Annotated in this window: 22 protein-coding genes and 1 riboswitch; of the genes, 19 read left to right on the forward strand and 3 right to left on the reverse strand. The window is 52.4% G+C overall.

Translation table 11 applies throughout. The annotated features are described in order from the left end of the window. Nucleotides 1-42 precede the first annotated feature (42 nt). A riboswitch (ZMP/ZTP riboswitch) is annotated at nt 43-122 on the forward strand. Between the two features lie 57 nt (nt 123-179). The 8 genes from FHT67_RS14210 to FHT67_RS14245 all read left to right on the forward strand — a co-directional run bounded on the left by FHT67_RS14210 (nt 180) and on the right by FHT67_RS14245 (nt 6,018). Next, nucleotides 180-779: a DJ-1/PfpI family protein gene (locus FHT67_RS14210; RefSeq protein ID WP_167199172.1), complete on the forward strand. Its 600-nt coding sequence runs from the start codon at nt 180-182 to the stop codon at nt 777-779. A gap of 70 nt (nt 780-849) precedes the next feature. After that, nucleotides 850-1,713 (forward strand): AraC family transcriptional regulator, encoded by an 864-nt coding sequence (locus FHT67_RS14215; protein WP_167199174.1) that lies wholly within the window; start codon nt 850-852, stop codon nt 1,711-1,713. A gap of 211 nt (nt 1,714-1,924) precedes the next feature. Beyond that, complete coding sequence (locus FHT67_RS14220) at nt 1,925-2,245, forward strand: PadR family transcriptional regulator (RefSeq protein ID WP_132313584.1); 321 nt, start codon at nt 1,925-1,927, stop codon at nt 2,243-2,245. 5 nt (nt 2,246-2,250) lie between these two features. Next, the gene (locus FHT67_RS14225) at nt 2,251-2,808 is read left to right on the forward strand and encodes a DUF2812 domain-containing protein (protein WP_167199177.1); all 558 of its coding nucleotides are present in this window, start codon (nt 2,251-2,253) and stop codon (nt 2,806-2,808) included. Between the two features lie 27 nt (nt 2,809-2,835). Further along, nucleotides 2,836-3,738, forward strand: a complete 903-nt coding sequence (locus FHT67_RS14230; RefSeq protein WP_167199181.1) for an aldo/keto reductase — start codon at nt 2,836-2,838, stop codon at nt 3,736-3,738. Nucleotides 3,739-3,777: 39 nt separating this feature from the next. After that, nucleotides 3,778-4,740 carry a phosphotransferase family protein gene (locus FHT67_RS14235; protein WP_167199184.1) on the forward strand — a complete coding sequence of 321 codons (963 nt, stop codon included), beginning with the start codon at nt 3,778-3,780 and terminating at the stop codon, nt 4,738-4,740. Between the two features lie 386 nt (nt 4,741-5,126). Continuing rightward, nucleotides 5,127-5,603: a GNAT family N-acetyltransferase gene (locus FHT67_RS14240; protein WP_167199187.1), complete on the forward strand. Its 477-nt coding sequence runs from the start codon at nt 5,127-5,129 to the stop codon at nt 5,601-5,603. 13 nt (nt 5,604-5,616) lie between these two features. Further along, on the forward strand, nt 5,617-6,018 hold the full coding sequence (locus FHT67_RS14245) for a GNAT family N-acetyltransferase (protein WP_167199190.1): 402 nt from the start codon (nt 5,617-5,619) through the stop codon (nt 6,016-6,018). 59 nt (nt 6,019-6,077) lie between these two features. On the opposite strand, the gene FHT67_RS14250 is transcribed toward FHT67_RS14245, so the two are convergent. Then, nucleotides 6,078-7,016: an aldo/keto reductase gene (locus FHT67_RS14250; RefSeq protein WP_132309868.1), complete on the reverse strand. Its 939-nt coding sequence runs from the start codon at nt 7,014-7,016 to the stop codon at nt 6,078-6,080. Nucleotides 7,017-7,040: 24 nt separating this feature from the next. Beyond that, the gene (locus FHT67_RS14255; RefSeq protein ID WP_167199193.1) at nt 7,041-8,042 is read right to left on the reverse strand and encodes a Gfo/Idh/MocA family protein; all 1,002 of its coding nucleotides are present in this window, start codon (nt 8,040-8,042) and stop codon (nt 7,041-7,043) included. Nucleotides 8,043-8,167: 125 nt separating this feature from the next. Here FHT67_RS14255 and FHT67_RS14260 point away from each other — a divergent pair, with 125 nt between their 5' ends. Next, a complete protein-coding gene (locus FHT67_RS14260) occupies nt 8,168-9,007 on the forward strand; it encodes an AraC family transcriptional regulator (protein WP_167199196.1) in 840 nt (279 codons plus the stop codon). Between the two features lie 40 nt (nt 9,008-9,047). Here the strand turns inward: FHT67_RS14260 and FHT67_RS14265 are convergent, their stop codons facing one another. Further along, on the reverse strand, nt 9,048-9,449 hold the full coding sequence (locus FHT67_RS14265) for a VOC family protein (protein ID WP_167199199.1): 402 nt from the start codon (nt 9,447-9,449) through the stop codon (nt 9,048-9,050). A gap of 254 nt (nt 9,450-9,703) precedes the next feature. Here FHT67_RS14265 and chvE point away from each other — a divergent pair, with 254 nt between their 5' ends. From chvE to FHT67_RS14315, 10 genes are all read left to right on the forward strand, one after another. Beyond that, nucleotides 9,704-10,870: a multiple monosaccharide ABC transporter substrate-binding protein gene (gene chvE, locus FHT67_RS14270; RefSeq protein WP_167199202.1), complete on the forward strand. Its 1,167-nt coding sequence runs from the start codon at nt 9,704-9,706 to the stop codon at nt 10,868-10,870. Between the two features lie 115 nt (nt 10,871-10,985). Next, nucleotides 10,986-12,494: a multiple monosaccharide ABC transporter ATP-binding protein gene (gene mmsA, locus FHT67_RS14275; protein ID WP_481856709.1), complete on the forward strand. Its 1,509-nt coding sequence runs from the start codon at nt 10,986-10,988 to the stop codon at nt 12,492-12,494. A 6-nt stretch (nt 12,495-12,500) separates the two neighbouring features. After that, a complete protein-coding gene (gene mmsB / locus FHT67_RS14280; protein WP_167199205.1) occupies nt 12,501-13,664 on the forward strand; it encodes a multiple monosaccharide ABC transporter permease in 1,164 nt (387 codons plus the stop codon). 102 nt (nt 13,665-13,766) lie between these two features. After that, complete coding sequence (locus FHT67_RS14285) at nt 13,767-14,783, forward strand: substrate-binding domain-containing protein (RefSeq protein WP_167199208.1); 1,017 nt, start codon at nt 13,767-13,769, stop codon at nt 14,781-14,783. A 22-nt stretch (nt 14,784-14,805) separates the two neighbouring features. Next, nucleotides 14,806-16,689, forward strand: a complete 1,884-nt coding sequence (locus FHT67_RS14290; RefSeq protein ID WP_167199211.1) for a cache domain-containing sensor histidine kinase — start codon at nt 14,806-14,808, stop codon at nt 16,687-16,689. Continuing rightward, nucleotides 16,655-17,848, forward strand: a complete 1,194-nt coding sequence (locus tag FHT67_RS14295) for a response regulator (RefSeq protein WP_167199214.1) — start codon at nt 16,655-16,657, stop codon at nt 17,846-17,848. Before FHT67_RS14290 ends, FHT67_RS14295 begins: the two co-directional genes overlap by 35 nt. A gap of 29 nt (nt 17,849-17,877) precedes the next feature. Then, nucleotides 17,878-18,765 carry a LysR family transcriptional regulator gene (locus FHT67_RS14300; protein ID WP_132309887.1) on the forward strand — a complete coding sequence of 296 codons (888 nt, stop codon included), beginning with the start codon at nt 17,878-17,880 and terminating at the stop codon, nt 18,763-18,765. Between the two features lie 104 nt (nt 18,766-18,869). Next, entirely contained in the window at nt 18,870-19,304 is a 435-nt protein-coding gene (locus FHT67_RS14305; protein ID WP_167199217.1) for a rhodanese-like domain-containing protein, read from the forward strand. 295 nt (nt 19,305-19,599) lie between these two features. Next, nucleotides 19,600-20,142 carry a sigma-70 family RNA polymerase sigma factor gene (locus tag FHT67_RS14310; RefSeq protein ID WP_132309891.1) on the forward strand — a complete coding sequence of 181 codons (543 nt, stop codon included), beginning with the start codon at nt 19,600-19,602 and terminating at the stop codon, nt 20,140-20,142. Then, entirely contained in the window at nt 20,123-21,397 is a 1,275-nt protein-coding gene (locus tag FHT67_RS14315) for a hypothetical protein (protein WP_132309893.1), read from the forward strand. The genes FHT67_RS14310 and FHT67_RS14315 overlap by 20 nt, the downstream gene beginning before the upstream one ends. The last annotated feature ends 13 nt before the right edge of the window (nt 21,398-21,410 follow it).

Raw genomic sequence — 21,410 nt, forward strand, 5'->3', positions numbered from 1 at the left:
ACTTGCTCCGCTTATGTGCCCGGTTTATGATAAAAGTAAATATCTGGTATGTGCGACTGGCGTAAACGTGGAGAACCACGAGGGAGCACGTATGTCATCCGCCGTACGCCTGGGCAGAGTATCGGTTCTCGTTAGGAGACCGATGCTCTTTTTTATTATTAGGATGAGGGGATGAGAGGATGCAGCGAAGAAGGAATGTAGCCATTCTGATCTACGACAATGTTGAAGTGCTGGATTTTACGGGACCGTTTGAAGTGTTTATTGCGGGCAGCAATCGCGGGCAGGATTTCCATGTGTTCACCGTGGCGGAGAATAATGGCCCCGTTACGGCTCTAGGCAATTTGAGCGTCAATCCCGCCTATACCATCCAGGATTGTCCCAAGCCGGATATCGTGCTTATCCCGGGCGGCTGGGGCTCCCGTCAGGAAATGCATAACAAGGTGCTGACCGATTGGATCAGGAAATGCGCCGACGAATCTGAGCTGCTGCTGTCCGTCTGCACGGGCGCGCTGCTCCTCGCGAAGGCTGGCGTGCTGGAAGGGCTGAAGCTGACGACGAATCGCCTTGCAACGGAAGAGCTAAGACAGGTTGCTCCAGCATCCGCTGAAATCTCCGAGACCGCCAGGTATGTAGATAACGGGAAGATTATTATGTCCGCGGGTATTTCGGCCGGCATAGACATGTCCCTCTACGTCATCAGCCGGCTTCATGGCGAGGAGAGAGCGCTGCATACCGCAAAATTGATGGAATACGATTGGGTGCAAAAAGAGCATTCCTGATCAAATATTTGTGCCGTTTTCCTGATAGGATAACCGTAACGATGAGCGAGGAGCTGGATCAATCTTACGAATGGAACATTATACCCGAATCCAATATGCGATTACGTTTATAGAAGAACAACTGCAGGAAGCGCTTAGCCTGGAGACGATAGCGGCCCGGGCGGGATTTTCGCTGTACCATTTTCAAAGGCTATTCCATGCCGTCACGGGCTTTACGGTGCAGGAGTACATTCGGAAGAGAAGAATGAGCAGGGCTGCCGAAGAGCTGAGGGTTACCCGCCATACGGTGCTGGATATCTCGGTGTCTTACCAATACGGTTCGCAGGAGGCATTTACCCGTGCTTTTGCCGGTTATTTCGGCATGGCGCCGGCGCAGTACAGGAAGAAGCAGCCGCTGCTGGCCTTGCAGCTCCCCATTGACCTCGTCGCATTAACGGCAAATATCCGAGGAGGATTAACGATGTACAAACCGGACATTATCGAACGGCCTGCGACCCGCATTATTGGCTATAACTATCCAACCAATCTGAACAACGAGCGGTATTTCGAAGAGATCCCGGGCTTCTATGCGCATTTCGGCAGTCAGGAATACTTTGCGCGTATTCCCAATAAAGCGCGGCCGGCTTTTGCTTACGGTATCCCCCATAGCTATGGCGAGGATGGAGCCTTTTCGTTCCTTATTGGCGAGGAAGTCACCTCGTTTGCGGAGGTGGAGGACGGGTTCGCCTGTCTGGAGCTTCCCGGCGGCAAGTATGCGGCTTTCCGCAACGGAACGATGCCCGAAGTTGGGCAAAACGCATGGAAATACATCTATGGAACCTGGCTGCCTAACAGTAATTATGAGCGGGGAGAGGGACCGGACTTTGAAGTCACGGATGTCTTAGCCTCCACGCCGGAAAAAATCAGCATGACCATCTATATCCCGATTCGTTAAGCCGCTTCTGGGCGGCTGCCCGAAGGCGGTAAGAAACCTATAAGAGCATGCCGGAGCATCCGGCATGTTTTCTTTTGGTTATAAGCGGATAACTAAAAAATTCCACAATTATATTGACAGTCGATATATCGGGACTTAATATATAAGCATAAGATATATCGACAGACGATATAGACTGTGTGGACGGGAAGGATGAAATGTTGTGAAAGAAATGCTGCCGCTTACCGAGGCTTTTTATTATATCCTGATTGTTCTCTATACGGAGCCGTCGCACGGATACGGAATTATGCAGGATACCGAGAGGAAGAGCGGAGGGCGCGTAAAGCTTGGTGCCGGTACCTTGTACACGGCACTTAATACCCTGCTGAATAAAGGACTGATTGATCATTATCCCGTTCCGGAAGGGACGGACGCGCGCCGCAAAATGTATGCCATTACGGAGACCGGCAGGCAGGTAGTGGAAGCCGAGATCGCAAGGCTGGAAGAGCTTCTAAACGTTGGGCGGCAAGCCCTGATCATGAAGAAAGGGTGAGGCGGATGAGCGACAAGCTGATTAAGCGGAATCGGCTGACGATGAGCTGGAACTATGAGAAGGAAGAGCAGTGGCTTAACGATATGTCCCGTGACGGACAACATTTCAAGAAAGCGAGTATGCTGAGCAGCTTCTTCACCAAAGATGAATCGGTCCGGTATACGTACAGGCTGGATTACCAGACGGGCCAAAGGCTTGGAAGCGGCAAATTTCAGGAGTATATTGATTTATATCGGGACGCCGGCTGGGAATACGTCAGCTCGTACGGCTCGCTCTGGCATTATTTTCGCAGGGAGTGGCAGCCAGGGGAAGAACCGCGGCTTTATACGGACCGGGACTCGCTGATTCATCTGTATAAAAGAATGCAAAGGGTTATGGCCATTATGATGCTTGTTAATTTGGTTATCATGCTTGCCAATATGGTTAATCTGCGGAATTTCCTCAGCGGCGACAGGTTCTGGACGATAGGTTTGCCGGTGATGGTCCTTTATTTATTCCTGTTTGGCGTGCTGGGGTATGGCTGCTGGAGGATGCAGAAGAAAGTAAACGCACTTAAACTTTAACTTAGATAACGGAAGGAGCAAATCCGGATGAGAACAAATCGGTTAGGCGGTTCGGAATTATACGTTGGGGAGATTGGACTTGGCTGCATGTCGCTTGGAACGGATGAGGAGAAGGCTGTCGCTTTGGTTCATGAAGCTTTGGAGCGGGGAGTTACGCTGCTGGATACCGCGGATTTGTACGACAGCGGCCGGAACGAGGAGATTGTCGGCAAGGCGATCCGAGGACGCCGCGAGCAGGTGGTGCTGGCGACGAAGGTCGGCAACCGGAGAATTCCCGGCCAGGAAGGCTGGGCATGGGACCCGTCGAAGGCTTACATTTTATCCGCGGTGAAAGACAGCCTTAGACGGCTGGGAACGGACTATATCGATCTGTACCAGCTGCATGGCGGGACGATCGAGGATCCGATTGACGAGACCATCGAAGCGTTCGAGCAATTGAAGCGGGAGGGCGTGATCCGGGAATACGGCATTTCGTCCATCCGTCCGAATGTCATTCGGGAATATGCTTCGCGGTCTTCCATCGTCAGCATCATGAATCCGTATAGCATTGTAGACCGGCGCGCGGAGGAAACGGTGCTCCCGCTGCTGGAGGAGAAGGGACTTAGCCTAATCGCTCGCGGCCCTGTTGCAAGCGGAGCGCTTGCGGCAAACCGCCAGCCGTCCAAAGGCGTGCTGGACTATGAGCTCGATGAGCTCCTCGAGCTTCGCAGGCAGCTGGAGCAGCTGACGCCCGAGGGACGGAGCCTCTCGCAGCTTGCGATTCGTTATTCCCTTGGACATCCGTCTGTAGCCGCAGCCATTCCGGGAGCAAGCTCCCGCGAGCAGCTGCTGCAAAATATCTCTGCTGCGGATATTCTGCCATTAACGGAGGAAGAGATTCAGCTCGTTCGCCGCTTAAGCAAAGCAGGCGTGTACAAGGTTCACCGGTAAGCGAGGCCCAATCCCAAGGTCCGGAGGTTGTTAGGCGTTATGGAAAATGCGAACAAGTACAGGTTGAGCGACAAGGAGATCGGCACGATCGTGCGGGAGGCTTTTGGCGTGAGCTTCCGCTCTGCCGGCGAGCTGACGGATGGCTGGGCGAACATGGCATACTCCATCGTGCTGGAGGACGGGCGGAGGGTTGTCCTTAAAATCGCGCCTTCCGCGGATAAGCGGGTTATGCGTTACGAGAAGAACATGATGCGGACGGAAGTAGAAGCGATGCGCCTTGCTGCGGCTACGCCAGGCCTGCCTGTTCCGCGCGTTTACGCTTATGATGCCAGCTGCTCGATCATCGGAGCGGAGTATTTCTTCATGGATTTTGCGAAAGGAACAGCAATGAATAAAATAAGGGACTCTCTCTCTCTGGATGAGCGGGAGGCCATTGCCCGCGAGCTTGGCGGCTACAACCGTTCCATTAATGCTTATAAGAACAGCTTCTTTGGCTCGCTTCAGCCGGAGGGCCGGAGGAAGGATAACTGGGCGGAAGTGTTCGAAGGCATGATGGAGGATGTGCTGGCCGACGGCAAGGATGCAAGCGTCGAGCTGCCGGTGTCTTATGCGGAGATCGAGAAGGAGGTTCTCCGCTACGGAGAGCTGCTGGTTGCGGTCAAGGAAGCTTCGCTGGTTCACTGGGATTTGTGGGATGGCAATGTGTTTGTCCATGGTGGGAAGATTTCCGGGCTGATCGACTTCGAGCGTGCTTTTTGGGGCGATCCGCTGAGCGAATTTTATTTCGGCCGGTTCGCGCAGAATACGTTGGGCGCGTTCTGCGAAGGATACGGCATCAACGGCTTGACAGAGTCCGAGCGGCGAAGACGCGTGTTGTACGATTTTTATCTCGATCTCATTATGGTCATCGAATGTACGTACCGCAACTATGAGAGCAAGGATCATATCAAATGGGCTTACGAGAATTTCGTAGAGGGCTATAAGCATCTGCAAAGCCTGTGAAATAGCAAAGCTGATGACGGTTATTGAACCGCCCTGGTTGGGGCGGTTTTTTTGTGCGCGGGCGGAAGAGGGAACGCCAGCAAGATGGCTTAACGATATGCGATATCGTTAAGGGGGTTCACTCGGATGCCGGCGGAGTGCTTAACGATGTGCGGTATCGTTAAGGAAGGGAGAAAAGCGGAAAAACGAGAGTAATAAGCTCAAATGAAGGAGCTTAACGATACGCGGTATTGTTAAGGAGATAAAATTAAGCTTCGTGGACGGGCTTAGCGATGTGCGACATCGTTAAGATGCGGTGCGGGCAGCTCCCGTTAGCAAAAAGAAACCTTTGTAACCAGTCAGCTTTTACTTGTAAAATATAACCAAACTCCGATAGGAGGCCTCTGATGCTTATCCGTCAATTGCTGCAGACCGATCAAGATCGTGTTATTCCTATGTTAGAAGAATACCCCCTGCAATTTCCGCCTTTTGTTATTGCTAGATACCCCGTGCGGTGGGCAGACTATTTCGCCTCATCTCCTTCTAGCAGCAGAAGCGATTATTTTGTTGCGGAGGATAAGGGTGAAGTCGTTGGGCACTCCGGTTATATGTTTAACGACGAAGCTGGCCTTTACGAGATTGTTGGCGTTGTTGTGAAGCAGAGTGCTGCACGGAAGGGCGTTGGCCGGGCATTGCTAAGCGAGATTTGCGACAGATTGAAAGAGCTCGGAGAGGAGCAAGTTATTTTGTACACGCTTGGCCATCCGGGAAACCGGGGAACGATCGATTTTTACAGCAGCATCGGGTTTAACTTGGTTAATGAGGAAAAAGACTTCTTTGCCGTGGGATACGACAGAGTTACTTTTACAAAGCTGTTAACTTAGGAGGCCATCGGCCATGGAGCATCTATATAACCATTATCGGTTTAGCGATGATAAGTCCCAGCTTGATTTGGATGCGATTCAGACCTTTCTGGCCAAGAGTTACTGGGCAAACCATCGGACAAGGGAAACCATTGAAAAATCGATCCGGAACTCCACTTGCTACGGTATTTATTGCGAAGGCAAGCAAATAGGGTTTGCCCGAGTAATAACGGATTGGGCTACCGTCTATTATCTGGCCGATGTTTATATCGATGAAGAGCATCGGGGGCATGGTTTAGGCAAGGAGCTAGTGGGCTGGATAGTAAAGCAATACGAAGGGCTATCGGGACTGCTGGGTACGCTGGATGCCCATGGATTATATGAGCAGTTCGGCTTTAGGCGCAATGCGGAGCGGTTTATGGTTAGGAGACCTTAGGGATGAGAATAGTCCGTAAAAAAGCACGCCCCAGATAACAGGAGCGTGCTTTGTCATAACTACTTCTTATCCGAGCTCAGATCCAGCCAAGCCATCTCTTCGCGGGTCAGCTTGATGCGCGAGCCTTCGTCGCAGGAGCGGAGCTCCTCGAGCGATTGGGCGCCGATGAGGGCGCAGGTCGGGAAGGCTTGGTTGAGCACGTAAGCGAGCGCGATCTGGATTTGCGTGACGTTTTTTTGCTCGGCGAGCTGCTTCGCGCGTTCATAACGCTCCCAGTTGTCGTCGCTGTAGAACACGCGGACCAGATCGGCGTTGCTCCGATCCTCCGGAGTAAAGCGGCCGGTGAAGAAGCCGCGAGCCTGGGAAGACCAGGAGAACAGCGGAAGCTGGTTGGCTTCGTGCCACGCCAGGGTCTCGTCGTCGACGGATACGCAGCCGGACCAGAACGGCTCGTTGGCTTTGGCAAGGCTCAGGTTAGGGCTGCTGAACGAGAAGCCAACGAGTCCTTTTGCCGCCGCGTAGTCATTCGCCTCTTGAATGCGCTGCCAAGTCCAGTTGGATACGCCGATCGTTTGCACCGCGCCGGATTTAATGTGCTCGTTCAGAATCTCGATGACTTCGCCTGCAGGCACGTTTGGATCATCGCGGTGAAGACCGTACATGTCGATCGTATCGACCTGGAGACGCTCAAGGCTGGTCATCAGGTCGCTGCGGATCGCTTCGCGGCTGACGCGCGGGCCATTCTGGTCGTGATGGGCGCCTTTGGTCAGGATAACCCATTGGTCGCGGTTGCCGCGTTCCTTCAGGTAACGGCCGATGACTTCCTCGCTTTGTCCGCCGCAATAAATATGAGCGGAGTCGAAACAGTTGCCGCCAATGGCGAAGTAGGCGTCCATGTTGGCAGCGGCTTTTTCATAAGAGTCATGGTAGAAATAGTCCGTGCCTTTCATCAAGCGGGATACCGGTTTGTCCAATCCTTGCACCTTTAAGAATTCCATATGAAGCAGCCTCCTCAGAGATTATTAATTTAATTTGACTCTCGCATGCTCGCGGGCAGATAACAGACAAGCATCAATAACCTTCATGTTGCGGATCGCGTCGGATGTCGGGAATTCCAATGGATTGCCCTGCGTAATGGAACGGGCTATGGAATCCGCTTGCGCCGTATACGAGTTCACGTACGGCACCTCGATCTGGCGGCGCTCACCGTTTGCGGTCAGGTAGATGTGGCTGCTATCCGCCGTTGGCGTAACAAACGCGGACGGAACTTCAATAATGCCGTCGGTTCCGAGAATCTCCAGCGGATTGCGGAACGCCGCCCACATGCCGCAGTCGAACGTAAGCGATACGTTGCCTTCAAATTCAATCAGGCCGGAAGCCATCATATCCACATCGTCATGCTCCGGCGAGAAAAGGGCGCTAACCGTAACCGCTTCAGGCTCTTTATCCAGCAAGAGACGCGCTACGTTAATCGGATAGCAGCCAACATCATAGATCGAGCCGCCGCCCCAGTCTTTCCGGAAACGAACGTTTTTGGAATCATTCGGGTTGTTAAACGTAAAAGCGCTCCGGATTCCGCGAATCTGACCGATTGCACCGGAAGCGATCAGCTCTTTAATCTGCTGATAGCGCGGATGATAACGGTACATAAACGCCTCGGACAGAAGGACGCCCGCTCTGTCGGCTGCTTCGGCCATCTCTGCCGCTTCGTGCGCGTTTAGCGCGAGAGGCTTCTCGCACAAAATATGTTTTCCTGCTTCGGCTGCGCGAATCGCCCATTCCTTGTGGAGGTGGTTCGGCAGCGGGATATAAATAACGTCAATCGAGCTGTCGGCCAGGAGCGCCTCGTAGCTGTCATAGGCAGTTGGAATATTAAGCTCATCGGCTGTTTGTCTGGCTTTTTCTCCGTCACGGCTCGCGATCGCGGCCGCTTCATTCAACTCGGATAAATGAAGACCTGGAATAACCGCGCGTTTTGCAATTCCGGCACATCCCAGGATGCCCCATTTTAACTTTTTGCTCATGCTTCACCCTCGCTTCGTTAGAATGATTTATGACTATATTGCGATTATAGGAGAAGATAATTAAAATTAAAATGATATTATTTTGTATACCATTAGAACAATATTGTCATTAAGAGGTGCCATATATGAAACGCCAAAGCCTGCTGCTTACGCTTCCGAATATGCCGTATTTTTGCATGCCTGAATCGGTTGGCAATTACCGGTTTGATCCCGATCACAGCACAACTCGCGAAGCGGGAGCGCTTAACAATTTCAATATCCATTACTGCGTTGCCGGCAAAGGCTATGCGGAGATTGACGGCGTTGTCCATGAGCTTCGGGCAGGGGAAGCCGTGCTCTATTTTCCGCTGCAGAGGCAGCGCTATTACAGCAGTCAGGATGAGCCTTGGGACGTGCGGTGGTTTCACTTTTACGGAGGCACGGGCCTTCGGGATTATCTCATTGAGCAGGGCTTTCACAAAAGTCCGCTATGGAAGCTTCGCCAGCCCCAGATTTGGGAGCAGGCGCATGAGGAGCTGCTGCGCGAAGCGGAAACGCACCGGATGCTTCGGCCAGCCCAGCTATCTATGCTTACCTATATGCTGTTAACGGTCTTTGTCGAGCACGCGGCTGCGCTGCAAGGGAACAAGACGGGGACTTCGAGCGAGCGGATTATGGAGCTGCTTCCGCTGATGCAGCAGGAGGCGGTGAAGCCTTTTATCCTGGAGGAGTGGGCAGAGCGTGTGGGAGTGACGCCGTATTATTTCTGCAAGCTGTTTCGGAGCGCCACGCGTATGACGCCAATGGACTTTATTACCCGCTGCCGCCTGCAGGCGGCAAAGCAATGGCTGCTCGAGCGGAAGGACGATAACATTGGACAGATTGCGGAAGAAGCCGGCTATCCAAGCGTGAGTTACTTCAATAAGCGCTTCATGCAGCATGAGGGGATGACGCCAACGGCGTACCGTAGATTGTACGGGGTATAAAAAACGCCGGTAACCTTAACCAGGCTGCCGGCGTTATTCATTAGCCTTTCGGCATTTTGCTTTCGTCCATGTACAGCAGATTCCAACGGTGGCCGTCCAGATCCGCAAAACCTGCGCCGTACATCCAGCCGTCTGATTCGCTTGGCTTGCCGAAGATGGTGCCGCCTGCAAACTCTACTTTTCGGATCAATTCGTCCACTTCTTCTTTGCTATTAGCACCAAGCGAGAACAACACCTCTGCATATTGGGAAGTGTCGGCTACTTTCGCGCCGGAAAATTTCTCAAGCGCAGCATCGGGGAAGAGCAGGAACGTGGTCTGGCCGATGGAAAGCTTGGCCCTCTGGTTACCTACATTAGACGCTTGGAATCCAATTTGATTAAAAAAGGCAGTTGATTTCTGAACATCCTTGACCGGCAGGTTAATCCAAATCTCCTGTGACATGGCTCTAGCCTCCTGGAATATATTTTTCAACTAACCCTACTATACTCTAAATTTGGGAACGGAAGCGAATCTATGGCGATGGATTACTTCACTTTATAAAGACTTAAACAGGTTAACCATTTACTTGCTTAAGTCTTTTTTGTTTGTTTTTTTATAAAAACGAGTAGAGGAAGTGAAAAGATTTAAAGAGCATACGCTTGTATGATTTGTCTATCAGCTCATTCATCTCACAAATCGAGAGGGGATAGACAGAAATGAAAAAGATGCTATCGATCTTCGTTTTAACGGCATTAATAGTTGTGCTTGCCGCTTGCGGCGCGAACAGCAGTAGTAACAACGGCGGCAACAGCAGCAACAATGGCGGCGAGAAGGCAGCAAACAACGCGTCGGCCGGAAACGGCACGGAAAGCGCAAACACAGGCGCCTCCACCGAAAAAGGCAAAATCGGCATCTCCATGCCGACAAAATCGTCGGAGCGCTGGGTGGGCGACGGCGCCAACATGAAGAAGGAATTCGAAGCGCTTGGTTACACGGTAGATCTTCAATATGCGGAGGATGTAATCGAGAACCAGGTTTCCCAAATCGAGAACATGATTACGAAGGGCGTTAAGGTGCTTGTCATTGCCGCAATCGACGGCGAATCCCTGACGGACGTGCTGCAAAAAGCGGCGGATCAGAACATTCAAGTAATCGCGTATGACCGTCTCATCAAAAACACCGAGCATGTCAGCTACTACGCGACCTTCGACAACTTCAAAGTAGGCGTGCTGCAAGCCTCCTACCTCGAAGACAAGCTTGGCCTGAAGGACGGCAAAGGGCCGTTTAACATCGAGCTGTTCGCCGGTTCCCCGGACGATAACAATGCTTACTTCTTCTTCGACGGCGCGATGTCGGTTCTGCAGCCTTACATCGACAGCGGCAAGCTGGTCGTGAAGAGCGGCCAGACAAAAATGGAGCAGGTCGCAACCCTCCGTTGGGACGGCGCAACCGCGCAATCCCGGATGGATAACCTGCTGAGCGCGAACTATGCAAGCGACACGGTAAACGCCGTATTGTCTCCGTATGACGGCATCAGCATCGGCATTATCTCCTCCCTGAAAGGGGTAGGCTACGGCACGGCGGATAAGCCAATGCCTATTATTACGGGCCAGGACGCCGAGGTTGCTTCGGTGAAATCCATCATTGCCGGCGAACAAACGTCCACGATCTTCAAAGACACCCGCGAGCTTGCGAAGGTAGCGGTTAGCATGGCTCAAGCGGTGATTGAAGGCAAGGAAGCGCAAGTAAACGATACGAAAACTTACAATAACGGCGTGAAGGTGGTTCCTTCCTTCCTGCTGGAGCCGGTATCCGTAGACAGCACCAACTACAAGCAAGTGCTGGTTGATTCAGGCTATTACACCGAAGACGAACTGAAATAAGCGAATTGAAGCATTGCGGCAGCCAAATGATTTAGCGACGGCCTCAAAGCCGTCGCTAGATCATTTTCCATTACTTGAAGGCGTGGTGATAGCTTTGACGGATATCCTGCTCGAAATGCGGGGAATCACCAAAACCTTTCCGGGCGTAAAAGCGCTGGAGAACGTTAATTTAAAGGTAAAAGAAGGCGAAATACACGCGCTTATGGGAGAGAACGGCGCGGGCAAATCGACGCTGATGAAAGTACTCTCCGGCGTATATCCGTTTGGATCCTATGAAGGCGACATTTTATTCAAGGGCAAAGCCTGCGAATTTAAAGATATCGGAAGCAGCGAGCGGCTTGGCATCGTCATTATCCACCAGGAGCTTGCGCTAATTCCGCAGCTGTCCGTGGCCGAAAATATTTTCCTCGGCAACGAGCAGGCCAGCCGCGGCATTATCAACTGGAACGAGACGATTGTAAAGACCCGGGAACTGCTCAAGACCGTAGGCTTGTCCGAATCCCCGAACACGCCTGCAGGAACGATGGGGGTAGGCAAGCAGCAGCTTGTGGAGATTGCGAAAGCTTTATCGAAGGAAGTAAAGCTGCTTATCCTGGACGAACCAACCGCTGCGCTAAATGAAGAGGACAGCGAAAATCTGCTGAATCTGATGCTGGCGTTCAAGGAGCAGGGTCTGACGTCCATTATCATCTCCCACAAGCTTAACGAAATCATGAAGGTTGCCGACTCCATTACGATTCTGCGCGACGGCCAGACGATCGAGACGCTGCGGGTCCGGGAGGATCAAATTACCGAGGACCGGATTATTAAAGGAATGGTTGGGCGCGATCTGACGCATCGTTATCCGGAGCGGGAGCCGCATATCGGAGACGTCCTGTTCGAGGTCAAAGACTGGAACGTCTATCATCCGCAGCAATCGGAGCGGAAAGTGATCGACGAGGTCAGCTTCCGTATTAACCGCGGCGAGATTGTGGGCATCGCGGGGCTGATGGGGGCAGGACGCACGGAGCTTGCGATGAGTATTTTCGGCCAGTCCTACGGGAAGAAAATCAGCGGCCGGCTGTTCAAGGAAGGCAGGGAAATCCGGCTGCCCGACATCAGCAAAGCGATCGACGAGGGTATTGCTTACGTAACCGAGGACCGCAAGGAATACGGGCTTATCCTGATGGACGATATCAAACGCAATACAACGCTTGCCAACCTATGGGGCATTTCCAAATGGTTTGTGGTGGACGATTACAAAGAGATCACAGAGGCGGAAGGCTTCCGCAGGAAGCTGAACATCAAGACGCCAAGCGTCCATCAGAAAACCGGCAACCTGAGCGGAGGAAACCAGCAGAAGGTCGTGCTGAGCAAGTGGATTTTTACCGGTCCGGACCTCCTCATACTCGATGAACCAACCCGGGGCATCGACGTAGGGGCGAAATACGAGATTTACACGATTATCAATCAGCTGGCTGAGCAAGGGAAAGGCATTCTGATGATTTCCTCGGAGCTGCCGGAGCTGCTTGGGATGTGCGACCGGATTTACGTCATGAGCGAAGGACGTTTTACCGGGGAAGTGCCAAGAGCCGAAGCCAGCCAGGAAACGCTTATGAAGTATATGACGAAAAGCAGGAGGTAGGGCATCTTGGAAACCGCGCTGAAATTATTACGCAGCAATATCCGGCAATACGGCATGTTTATTGCACTTATTCTCATCATGCTGCTCTTTCAGTTTCTATCCGACGGCATTCTGCTGAAGCCGCTTAATATCACGAACCTGATTTTGCAGAACAGCTATATTCTTATTCTGGCCATCGGCATGCTGCTCGTGATTATCACCGGTCACATCGATCTATCCGTCGGCTCCGTTGCGGCCTTCGTTGGCGCGGTATCGGCCATCATGATGGTCAAACACGGGATGTCCTTTCCGGTGGCGATGGTGCTGTCGCTTTTGTTTGGCGCTATCGTTGGCGCTTGGCAGGGCTTCTGGGTGGCTTACGTGCGAATTCCGTCCTTTATCGTCACGCTTGCGGGGATGCTGTTATTCCGCGGCCTCACGATGCTGGTGCTGGACGGCAAATCGGTTGCACCGTTCCCGCAGGGCTTCCGCTCGATAAGCACCGGGTTCCTGCCGGACATTCCGGGCGGCTGGGACATTCATCTGCTCACGGTGTTGATCGGAATCGTGCTGTCGGTGCTGTACATCTTTATGGAATGGCGCGGACGGCTGGTCCAGAAGAGATACAAGCTTGAGCTGCTGCCGATTCCCTTCTTCATCATCAAGCTGGCGGCCGTGGTCATTATTACGAACCTGTTCACGTACGTGCTTGCTTCCTATAAGGGGCTTCCGAACATTCTTATCATGCTGTTTATTCTGATTGCCTTGTACACCTTCGTGATGCGCAAAACGATTATGGGCCGTCATATCTATGCGCTTGGCGGCAATGAGAAGGCAGCGAAATTGTCCGGGGTGAAGACGAAAAAGATGACCTTCTGGGTCTTCGTCAATATGGGCGTGCTTGCCGCTCTTGCGGGTCTTGTGTTCGCGGCAAGGCTAAACGCGGCCACTCCGAAGGCAGGGGTGAACTTCGAGCTGGATGCGATCGCGGCCGTCTTTATCGGCGGGGCTTCGGCAACGGGCGGAGTGGGTACGGTCATCGGGGCCATCGTTGGCGGTCTCGTTATGGGCGTCATGAATAACGGGATGTCGCTGGTTGGTCTCGGCATCGATTATCAGCAGGGCATCAAGGGTCTGGTGCTGCTGCTTGCGGTCGCTTTCGACCTCTATAACAAAAACAAATCTGCTTAATAACAGAGCCGTCTCTTAGCGCGTCTAAACACTTCTTGTGTCTAGGCGCGCTTAACTGCTATGTTAATGAAAGCGGTTTTTTGCATATGAGGGGGGATCCGGGTGAAGAAGCTGTTGCTCGTCTATATCGTGCTGATTGGGACGCTGATGGCCTATTTGTATATGGTATTCGTCAAGGAAGACAACAGCGCACTGCTGGATGAGCCCGAAGGGCTGCACGGTACGCTCGACGAGAAGTACGTAATGGTGAATTTTCTGGCGGGTATCGACTATTGGAAAAACGGGCTGAAAGGCTTCGAGGACGCGGCGGAGGCGCTTGGCGTATCGGTGGAATACCGGGGCTCCACGCAATACGACGTGCAGGAGGAAGTGATGGTGCTCGAGCAGGTGATTGCGCGGAGTCCTGCCGGAATAGCCGTAAGCGCCATCGATTCCGAGGCTCTGAATCCGGCGATTAATAAAGCGGTGGAAGCAGGCATTCCCGTTGTGATGTTCGATGCGGACGCTCCGCGAAGCAAAGCTTATTCCTACATCGGAACCAATAACTATAACGCCGGGGTTACGGCAGCCCGGAAGATGGCCGAGCTGACGGGCGGGGCCGGCAAGGTTGGCGTCATTACGCTGCCTAATCAATTAAACCATCAAGAAAGAACAAGGGGCTTTGAGGAGACGCTGGAGAAGGAATTTCCCGATCTTCAGCTGATCGGGATTGCCGACGGCAAAGGCGATCAGATGATATCGGAGCAGAAGGCGCGCGATCTGCTTGGCAGATTCCCGGACCTAAGCGGCATTTTCGTAACGGAAGCGAACGGCGGGGTTGGCGCGGGCAATGCCATTCTGCGTCTAAACAAGCTGGATCAGGTCAAAATCATCAGCTTTGACACGGATAAAGGAACGCTCGACATGGTCAAGAGCGGCACGATTTCGGCGACGTTGGCGCAGGGCACATGGAACATGGGGTATTGGTCGCTTATGCAGCTGTTCCATCTCCGCAACCACATCGTGAATCCGATGTCGCAGGATAAGGGGGATTCCAGCATTCCGCCGCTGCCGACGAACATCGATACCGGCATTACGGTAGTAACCCCGGATGACGTAGACCAGTTTTATGCCAAGTAACCGGTAAAGGGGAGCGCTAACCATGATACTCAAACAGCTTCAGAAGAGCTTCCAGCTGAACAACTGGTCTATCCGATACAAGCTTATTTTGCACTTCCTGCTGATCAGCATTCTGCCTTCCCTTGTTATTGGACTATTAATGGGGTGGATCGTTAACGGCATTGTCGAAAAACAGGTCAACGGCCATACGATGCAGCTTATCGACAACGTGAACAAGTCGCTGGATTATTACGCGGGCAATATTCAGAATATCTCCTATTTTATCTCGATGAATCCGGACATTCAGGCCTTCTTGAGCGAGGGCAAGGAGGCTATCGACGACGACCGTGAGGAATACCGCATGTCCAAGTTTCTGCAGGGCTTTACCTCGCTTTACTCGGAGGTTGCGGGCATTATCGTTGTACGGCCGAGCGGCGATTATTTCAGCAACGAGATGTATGCCCGGACGGGCGACAGTCTGGCGAAGGAGTCCTGGTATCGGGAGGCGGTTCAGGCCAAAGGAATCTTCAAAATTATCGGCCATCCGGCCAACCGGAACGTGACCACCCATTCCAATTACAAGGACAGCGAGGTGGTCTCGGTTGTCCGCGCCATTCAGGATCCGGATACGCAGAAGACGTTGGGCGTTGTTCTTATTGATCTTAAGCTGAGGGTCATCGCGGAGACGGTTAGGGATGTGCGGCTTGGAAAATCCGGTTATTTGATGGTTATCGACGATAAGGGCGAGAGCATTTACGCACCCAAAAACTCCAAGGTCGGAAGTTTGGGCGTGGCGCTGCCCGGACAGCAGCTATCCGGTATGTTCGCTCAAACGGTAGGGGGCCAGAAGCTGCAGTTTATTTATCAGAAATCCTCTTTCACCAATTGGACGACCGTTGGGGTCTTTGCCGTTCAAGACAGCGTGCAGGAGATTAAGGACATTAACCTGTACCTCGTTACCTTCGTGTTTATCGTGTGCATGCTTGGCATTGCCGCATCGTATTACCTGTCTCATTCGATTTCCCGGCCGATCTCGCAGCTGGCCTCCTTCATGCGCAAGGTGGAGGAGGGCAATATGAGCATTCGCATTCCGGAGGAGCGGGAGGATGAGATTGGCCTGCTCGGCCGCAGCTTTAACAAGATGCTGTCGCAGATGACCCGGCTGATCTCGCAGGTGTGGGCGGAGCAGCGGCTTAAGCGGGAGGCGGAGCTGCGCAGCCTGCAGGCCCATATTCAGCCGCATTTTCTGTACAATACGCTCGATACGATCCAGTGGCTGGCCCGCAAGGACGGCGCGAAGGAAGCGACGGAGATGGTGGAGGCTTTGTCCAAGCTGTTCCGGATCGGGCTAAGCAAAGGCCAGGAGATGATACCGCTCACCGATGAGATCGAGCATATCCGGAGCTATTTGAAAATCCAGCAAACCCGCTATAAAGATAAGCTGAACTATAACATCGAAGTAGACGGAAGCTTCGACGACTTGTTCGTGCTGAAGCTAATTCTTCAGCCGCTTGTCGAGAACGCGATCTATCACGGCATTAAGGAACGACGCGGGCCGGGAATGATTACGATCCGCGCCATTATTAGCGAAGAGATTATGGAGCTGGTTATCCAAGATGACGGAGCGGGGATGACGGAGGCCAGACTCGAAGCGCTGCGCGCCGTGCTTCAGGCCGCACCTGCGGTTCATGAAGCAAGCGCAGCGCAGAGGACAGCCGAAGAGCGTCAGCAAGGACAGGGGCAAGCGGCCAGCTATGGACTCCGAAACGTGCAGGAGCGGATCCGGCTAAGCTTTGGCGAGACCTATGGCATTACCATTGAGAGCAAAGAGAAAGCCGGGACAACGGTAATCATTAAGCATCCTATTATTCATCGGAAGGGGCAGGGTACGCATGACACGCATATGGAAGGTGTTAATCGCGGATGATGAGTCCATTATCCGGGAAGGAATCCGCAGCTCCATACCATGGGAGGACCTGCGGCTGGAGGTCGTTGGGGAAGCCGAGGACGGGGAGGAAGCGCTGGAGCTGGCCGTGGAAAAGCAGGCGAATATTCTGCTCGTCGATTTGAGCATGCCCATAATGAACGGCCTCGCCTTGATCAGCCACCTTCGTCAGCAGCTTCCCAAATGCAAGATCGTCATTATTACCGGTCATGATGAATTTAATTATGCCTATGAAGCCATTAAGCTGGAGGTTGACGATTATATTCTTAAGCCGGTAAATCCCGATATGCTGGGAGAAGTGCTGGCGAGAGTCGTTCAAAAGCTGGAGGAAACGACCGTTAATGAAGAGCTCCTGCAGATGGCTTCCAAGCAGATCGATAAAAACTTCGCGCTGCTCCGGGAAAGGTTTTGCCTCGAATGGATCAAGGGGGAGCTTGGAGAAGCGGAGATTCGCGAGCAGCTTTCGTTCCTTCGGATGCCGGGCGAGGAACCGGACTATGTAGGCGTCATCCGGTGGCCGGAGCAGTCGAAGGGCAAGGCGTTTTTCTCCGAGAAGGACCGCCAGCTTCTCTTGTTTGCCATCGAGAATATTATGGAAGAGCATCTTGAGCCGTTTACTTCCGTTCACTTCCGGGATAAAGTAGGATTAATTGTTGTTCTGATCTGGGGCAAGCCGCAGGAAGCGGTCTTTCGGCAGATTGAGGCGGATGTGGCGGGCTATTTGAAGATTGAGATCGTGGCCAGCTACCAGCCTGGTTCATCCGGGGACGTACCGTCGCTGTATGCGGAGGCGCGTGCTTCGGTTAACCGGGAGACGAAGCTTAGCCCCTTTGTCCGGCGGACGAAGGAGATTATTGCGGGCCGCTTTGAAGACCGGGACTTGTCGCTTGAGGGAATCGCGGGCGAGCTGAACGTATCGGCGGTGTATCTGAGCCGTATCTTTAAGCAAGAGATGGGGACTTCTTTTATCAGCATGCTGACAGCCGCCCGGATGAAGGAAGCGATTCGGCTGCTGAACGAGACGGATCTGGCTATTCATGAAATCGCCGAGAAGACGGGTTATGAGTCGCAGCATTATTTCAGCACCGCGTTCAAGAAAACGACGGGTCTGCCCCCGAACCAGTATCGGAAACGGAATTAGCCGGCTTTTGGGAAAAGGAGGTGTCCGGCGTGGAATTGACCTATTTGAAAACCTTCTGCGAGGTCGCAAAGCACGGGAGCTTCACCCGCGCGGCGGAAATTCTGGGTTATGCCCAGTCCAGCATTACGACGCAAATCCAGCGGCTGGAGGAGTCGTACGGAGCCGTGTTAGTCGAACGGTTTGGCCGAAGCATGAGGCTGACCATAGCCGGTGAAGCATTGCTTCCTTACGCGAAGGAAGTCATCCGGCTCCACGAAGAATCGAAGGAAGTCGTGTCGAAGCAGTCCAAAGGGACCCTGTCCATCGGGACGATCGAGACGCTGGCAGCCTACTATCTTCCGCCGTATTTGCAGGCTTACCGCCAGCAGTATCCGGATATCAGCATCATGCTGCAGCCGGGGAATGAACCTGTTATTATAGAAGCCGTTAAAGAAGGGACGCTGGATGTAGGAGTTATTCTGGACCCGCCGTTCTCGGACCCGGAGCTCCATACGCAGGTGTTGAGAGAAGAGGAGCTTGTTATTATCGCGAGTCCCGAGCATCGGTTCTCGGCATTAAGCGAGGTCCGGGCAGAGGATTTATCGGGAGAACCTCTTATTCTGACCGAGGATGGCTGCACGTACCGGGCGATGCTGCTCAAAGTGCTGCGGGACGGCGAGATTGACAGCAAGCCTTCTTACGAATTCGGGAATATGGAGGCTATCAAGCAATGCGTGGTATATGGCCTTGGCGTTGCCTTGCTGCCGCGTATCGCGGCTGCCGAGGAAATTCGGAAGCAGCAGCTGATTGCATTGCCTTTTAACCATCCTGACTGCAGATTCTACACCCAGCTGATTTATTCGAAGAAGAAATGGCAGTCCAAAGCCTTTCTTGGCTTCGTGGATTTAATGGGCGGGGGCAATCATCGGAATCATTGAAGTATGCCATCGAAAACCATCGATAACTCCGTTGTTAGGGATCATGCTATATTGAATTCAACAAGCCAAGGCATTTGGCAAATCCCTAACTGGAGGTACTCGTTATGACAACCCAACCCTTTTCGCTCGTCCTTGAAACTCCCGCCGCCGCACCGGAAGCTACGCATCGCCACTATATGAACAAGCTGTCCGTTGAGACGGACGTGGCGGATGTGTACTACGATATGCAGCATGGCCTCGACGACTTTCTGCTGATTGACGTACGCAGCCCAAAAGCGTATGCCGAGTGTCGTATTCCGGGGGCGATTAACCTGCCTTCCAGAGAGATGACGGCGGAAACAACGGCTTCGTTCTCGAAGGAGCAGCTCATCGTCGTTTACTGCTGGAGCCCGGCCTGCAACGGCGGCACGAAAGGCGCAGCGCGCTTGTCCGGCCTAGGCTTCAAAGTAAAAGAGATGATCGGCGGTATCGAGTACTGGCGCAAAGAAGGCAACCCGGTAGAGGGCACGCATGCGGAGACCGCGCCGATGGTGGGCTAACAAGCGAGCGAGTGAGTGAGTGGAAGACCAGATTTCCCAGAGGGAATCTGTTTTTTTTGCTATAGTTACGCCGTATGGCATTAGGGGGCTGGCTGCAACCTGATACACGAATAGTCGCCGTCCGACACCGCCCGAGAATTTCTAAATGCTCCATTTTGCTGGAATAGCGTGTTACAGTTTCGTTAGAGTTAGCCGCCTACCGCGAAGGTGCATTGCCCGGTTGGAATTTTTCTTATGTTAAAGCCAAACGAAACGCTTATGCGTCTAATTTATAGAAGAGGTTAAAGCGAAGCAGGTGAGAGGCATTATTGATTTGGTGAAAATGGCGCAGCACGGCGACGAGTCTGCGTACTTGAAGCTTTTTCAGCAGTATGAAGAGGATTTGTATAGAGCAGCTTACGTGCATGTGGGGAACGAAGAGGATGCGTTGGATGTCATGCAGGAGACTGCGTATCGGTCATTCAAGGGGATACGCAAGCTGAAGGAGCCTGCTTATTTCAAAACGTGGCTCATCAAGATTGCGATAAGCTGCTCAATCGATCTGCTGCGCAAACGGAAGAGACAAATGCAATGGAGGCCGGAGTATCTGGAGTCGATAACCGTCAGCGATGAGGAAGATTTTACGTTGTCGATTACGTTAAAGGAACTGGTGGAGGCTTTGGAGCCGGAGGAGAAAAGCGTCGTTATTCTAAGATATTATTATGATCTTACGATCCGGGAAGTAACGGAAGTATTGGATATACCGCTAGGCACGGGAAAGACCTTGCTGTATCGGGCGTTGAAAAAGCTAAGGAAACGGGTAGAGGAGGATGGAGATTATGGATACGGGCTCCGATAAAATAAAGCAGCAAATGCAGACCATTCCCATCCCTTCTGAGCAGCTTCGTTACAGGGCACGCCTTGGTATAGAGCAAGCAGGAAGAGAAGGGCGGAAGGCAAAGCGAATAAGGCGGGGCTGGACTTCTATTGCTGCTGTCATTATTGTCCTTCTATTATCTACGGCATTAGTTAACCATACGAAGGTATGGGCGGCTATTCAGAATGCCTTGCAGTTTATCCCTGGTACGGGAATGGTGAAACAAGAGAAATCCCCGGAAGAACGTTATATCCTGAGCAAGCCCATTACCGTAAAGGTTGGGAAAGAGGGGACCATTATTATAAAAGGCATGATGTCCGACCATGAAATGACCTATCTAACGATGACCGGGCAAAATACAACCAGATTGAAGGACGTTACTCTTGTTAATGCTCAGGGTGAAGCCTTTAAGATTGATACCTCTATGGCTTCTTGGGGCGGAACGGTCTGGACGTCTTCTTTCTGGCATAAAGGAGAACTGGATGTACAGGGGGATATCAAGCTGATGATGGGGGAAGAAGCTCCGGTGGTAGTACCTATTCATTTAACGAAGGCAGAGTCCTTCGACAGCTATTCCGAGCTTGGTCTAACCTCTACAGTAAACGGACTGTCAATCACGGCTATTACGGATAAGGTAGATGGAAAAGCAAGGGTGTCTATAATTGCTCCGCCACGACAGGATTTCCGTATTATCGATTACGGAATTCACGGCGTCTACATGCATGATGAAAGCCTTAAGCTGCATGTCGTAAACAAAGCGGGCAAAAAGCTGGAGATTACAACGATTCAAGGCTTGAGCAGCCCCCAAGGCGAGTTGTATTTTCCTCTTGGCCGCGCGCCAGATGAATCCTATACCCTTACGATTCCGGAAATAAACGTTGAATACCAAGATGAGGTCAAGGTAAAAGTGCCGGCCGAAACAACTAACAACCTCAATCAAACCTTTGAAATTGCAGGGTACCCCGTCACGATTACCCGGGTGGAGAAAACCTCCCCAACGACACTTAGGGTGTATACGGATTTCCACTATGACAAGCAGGCGCCTTCATCGCTTTATATGATTGGTGCTGAAGAAAGCGGAATGGCGAGGCTAAAAGAAGGTACAGGCGAAGTGGAGTATTTGGAATGCACGATAGAACCGGGGAGCAAGCACCTAACTTTGCATATCAACCGTCCTGATGTCGTCCTTCGGGGACCTTGGGTGTTTGATTTTCAACCGAGCAATTTCTCCGATTAAACAAGAAGAAGAC

Source organism: Paenibacillus sp. BK720, assembly GCF_011761545.1.
GTDB lineage: Bacteria > Bacillota > Bacilli > Paenibacillales > Paenibacillaceae > Pristimantibacillus.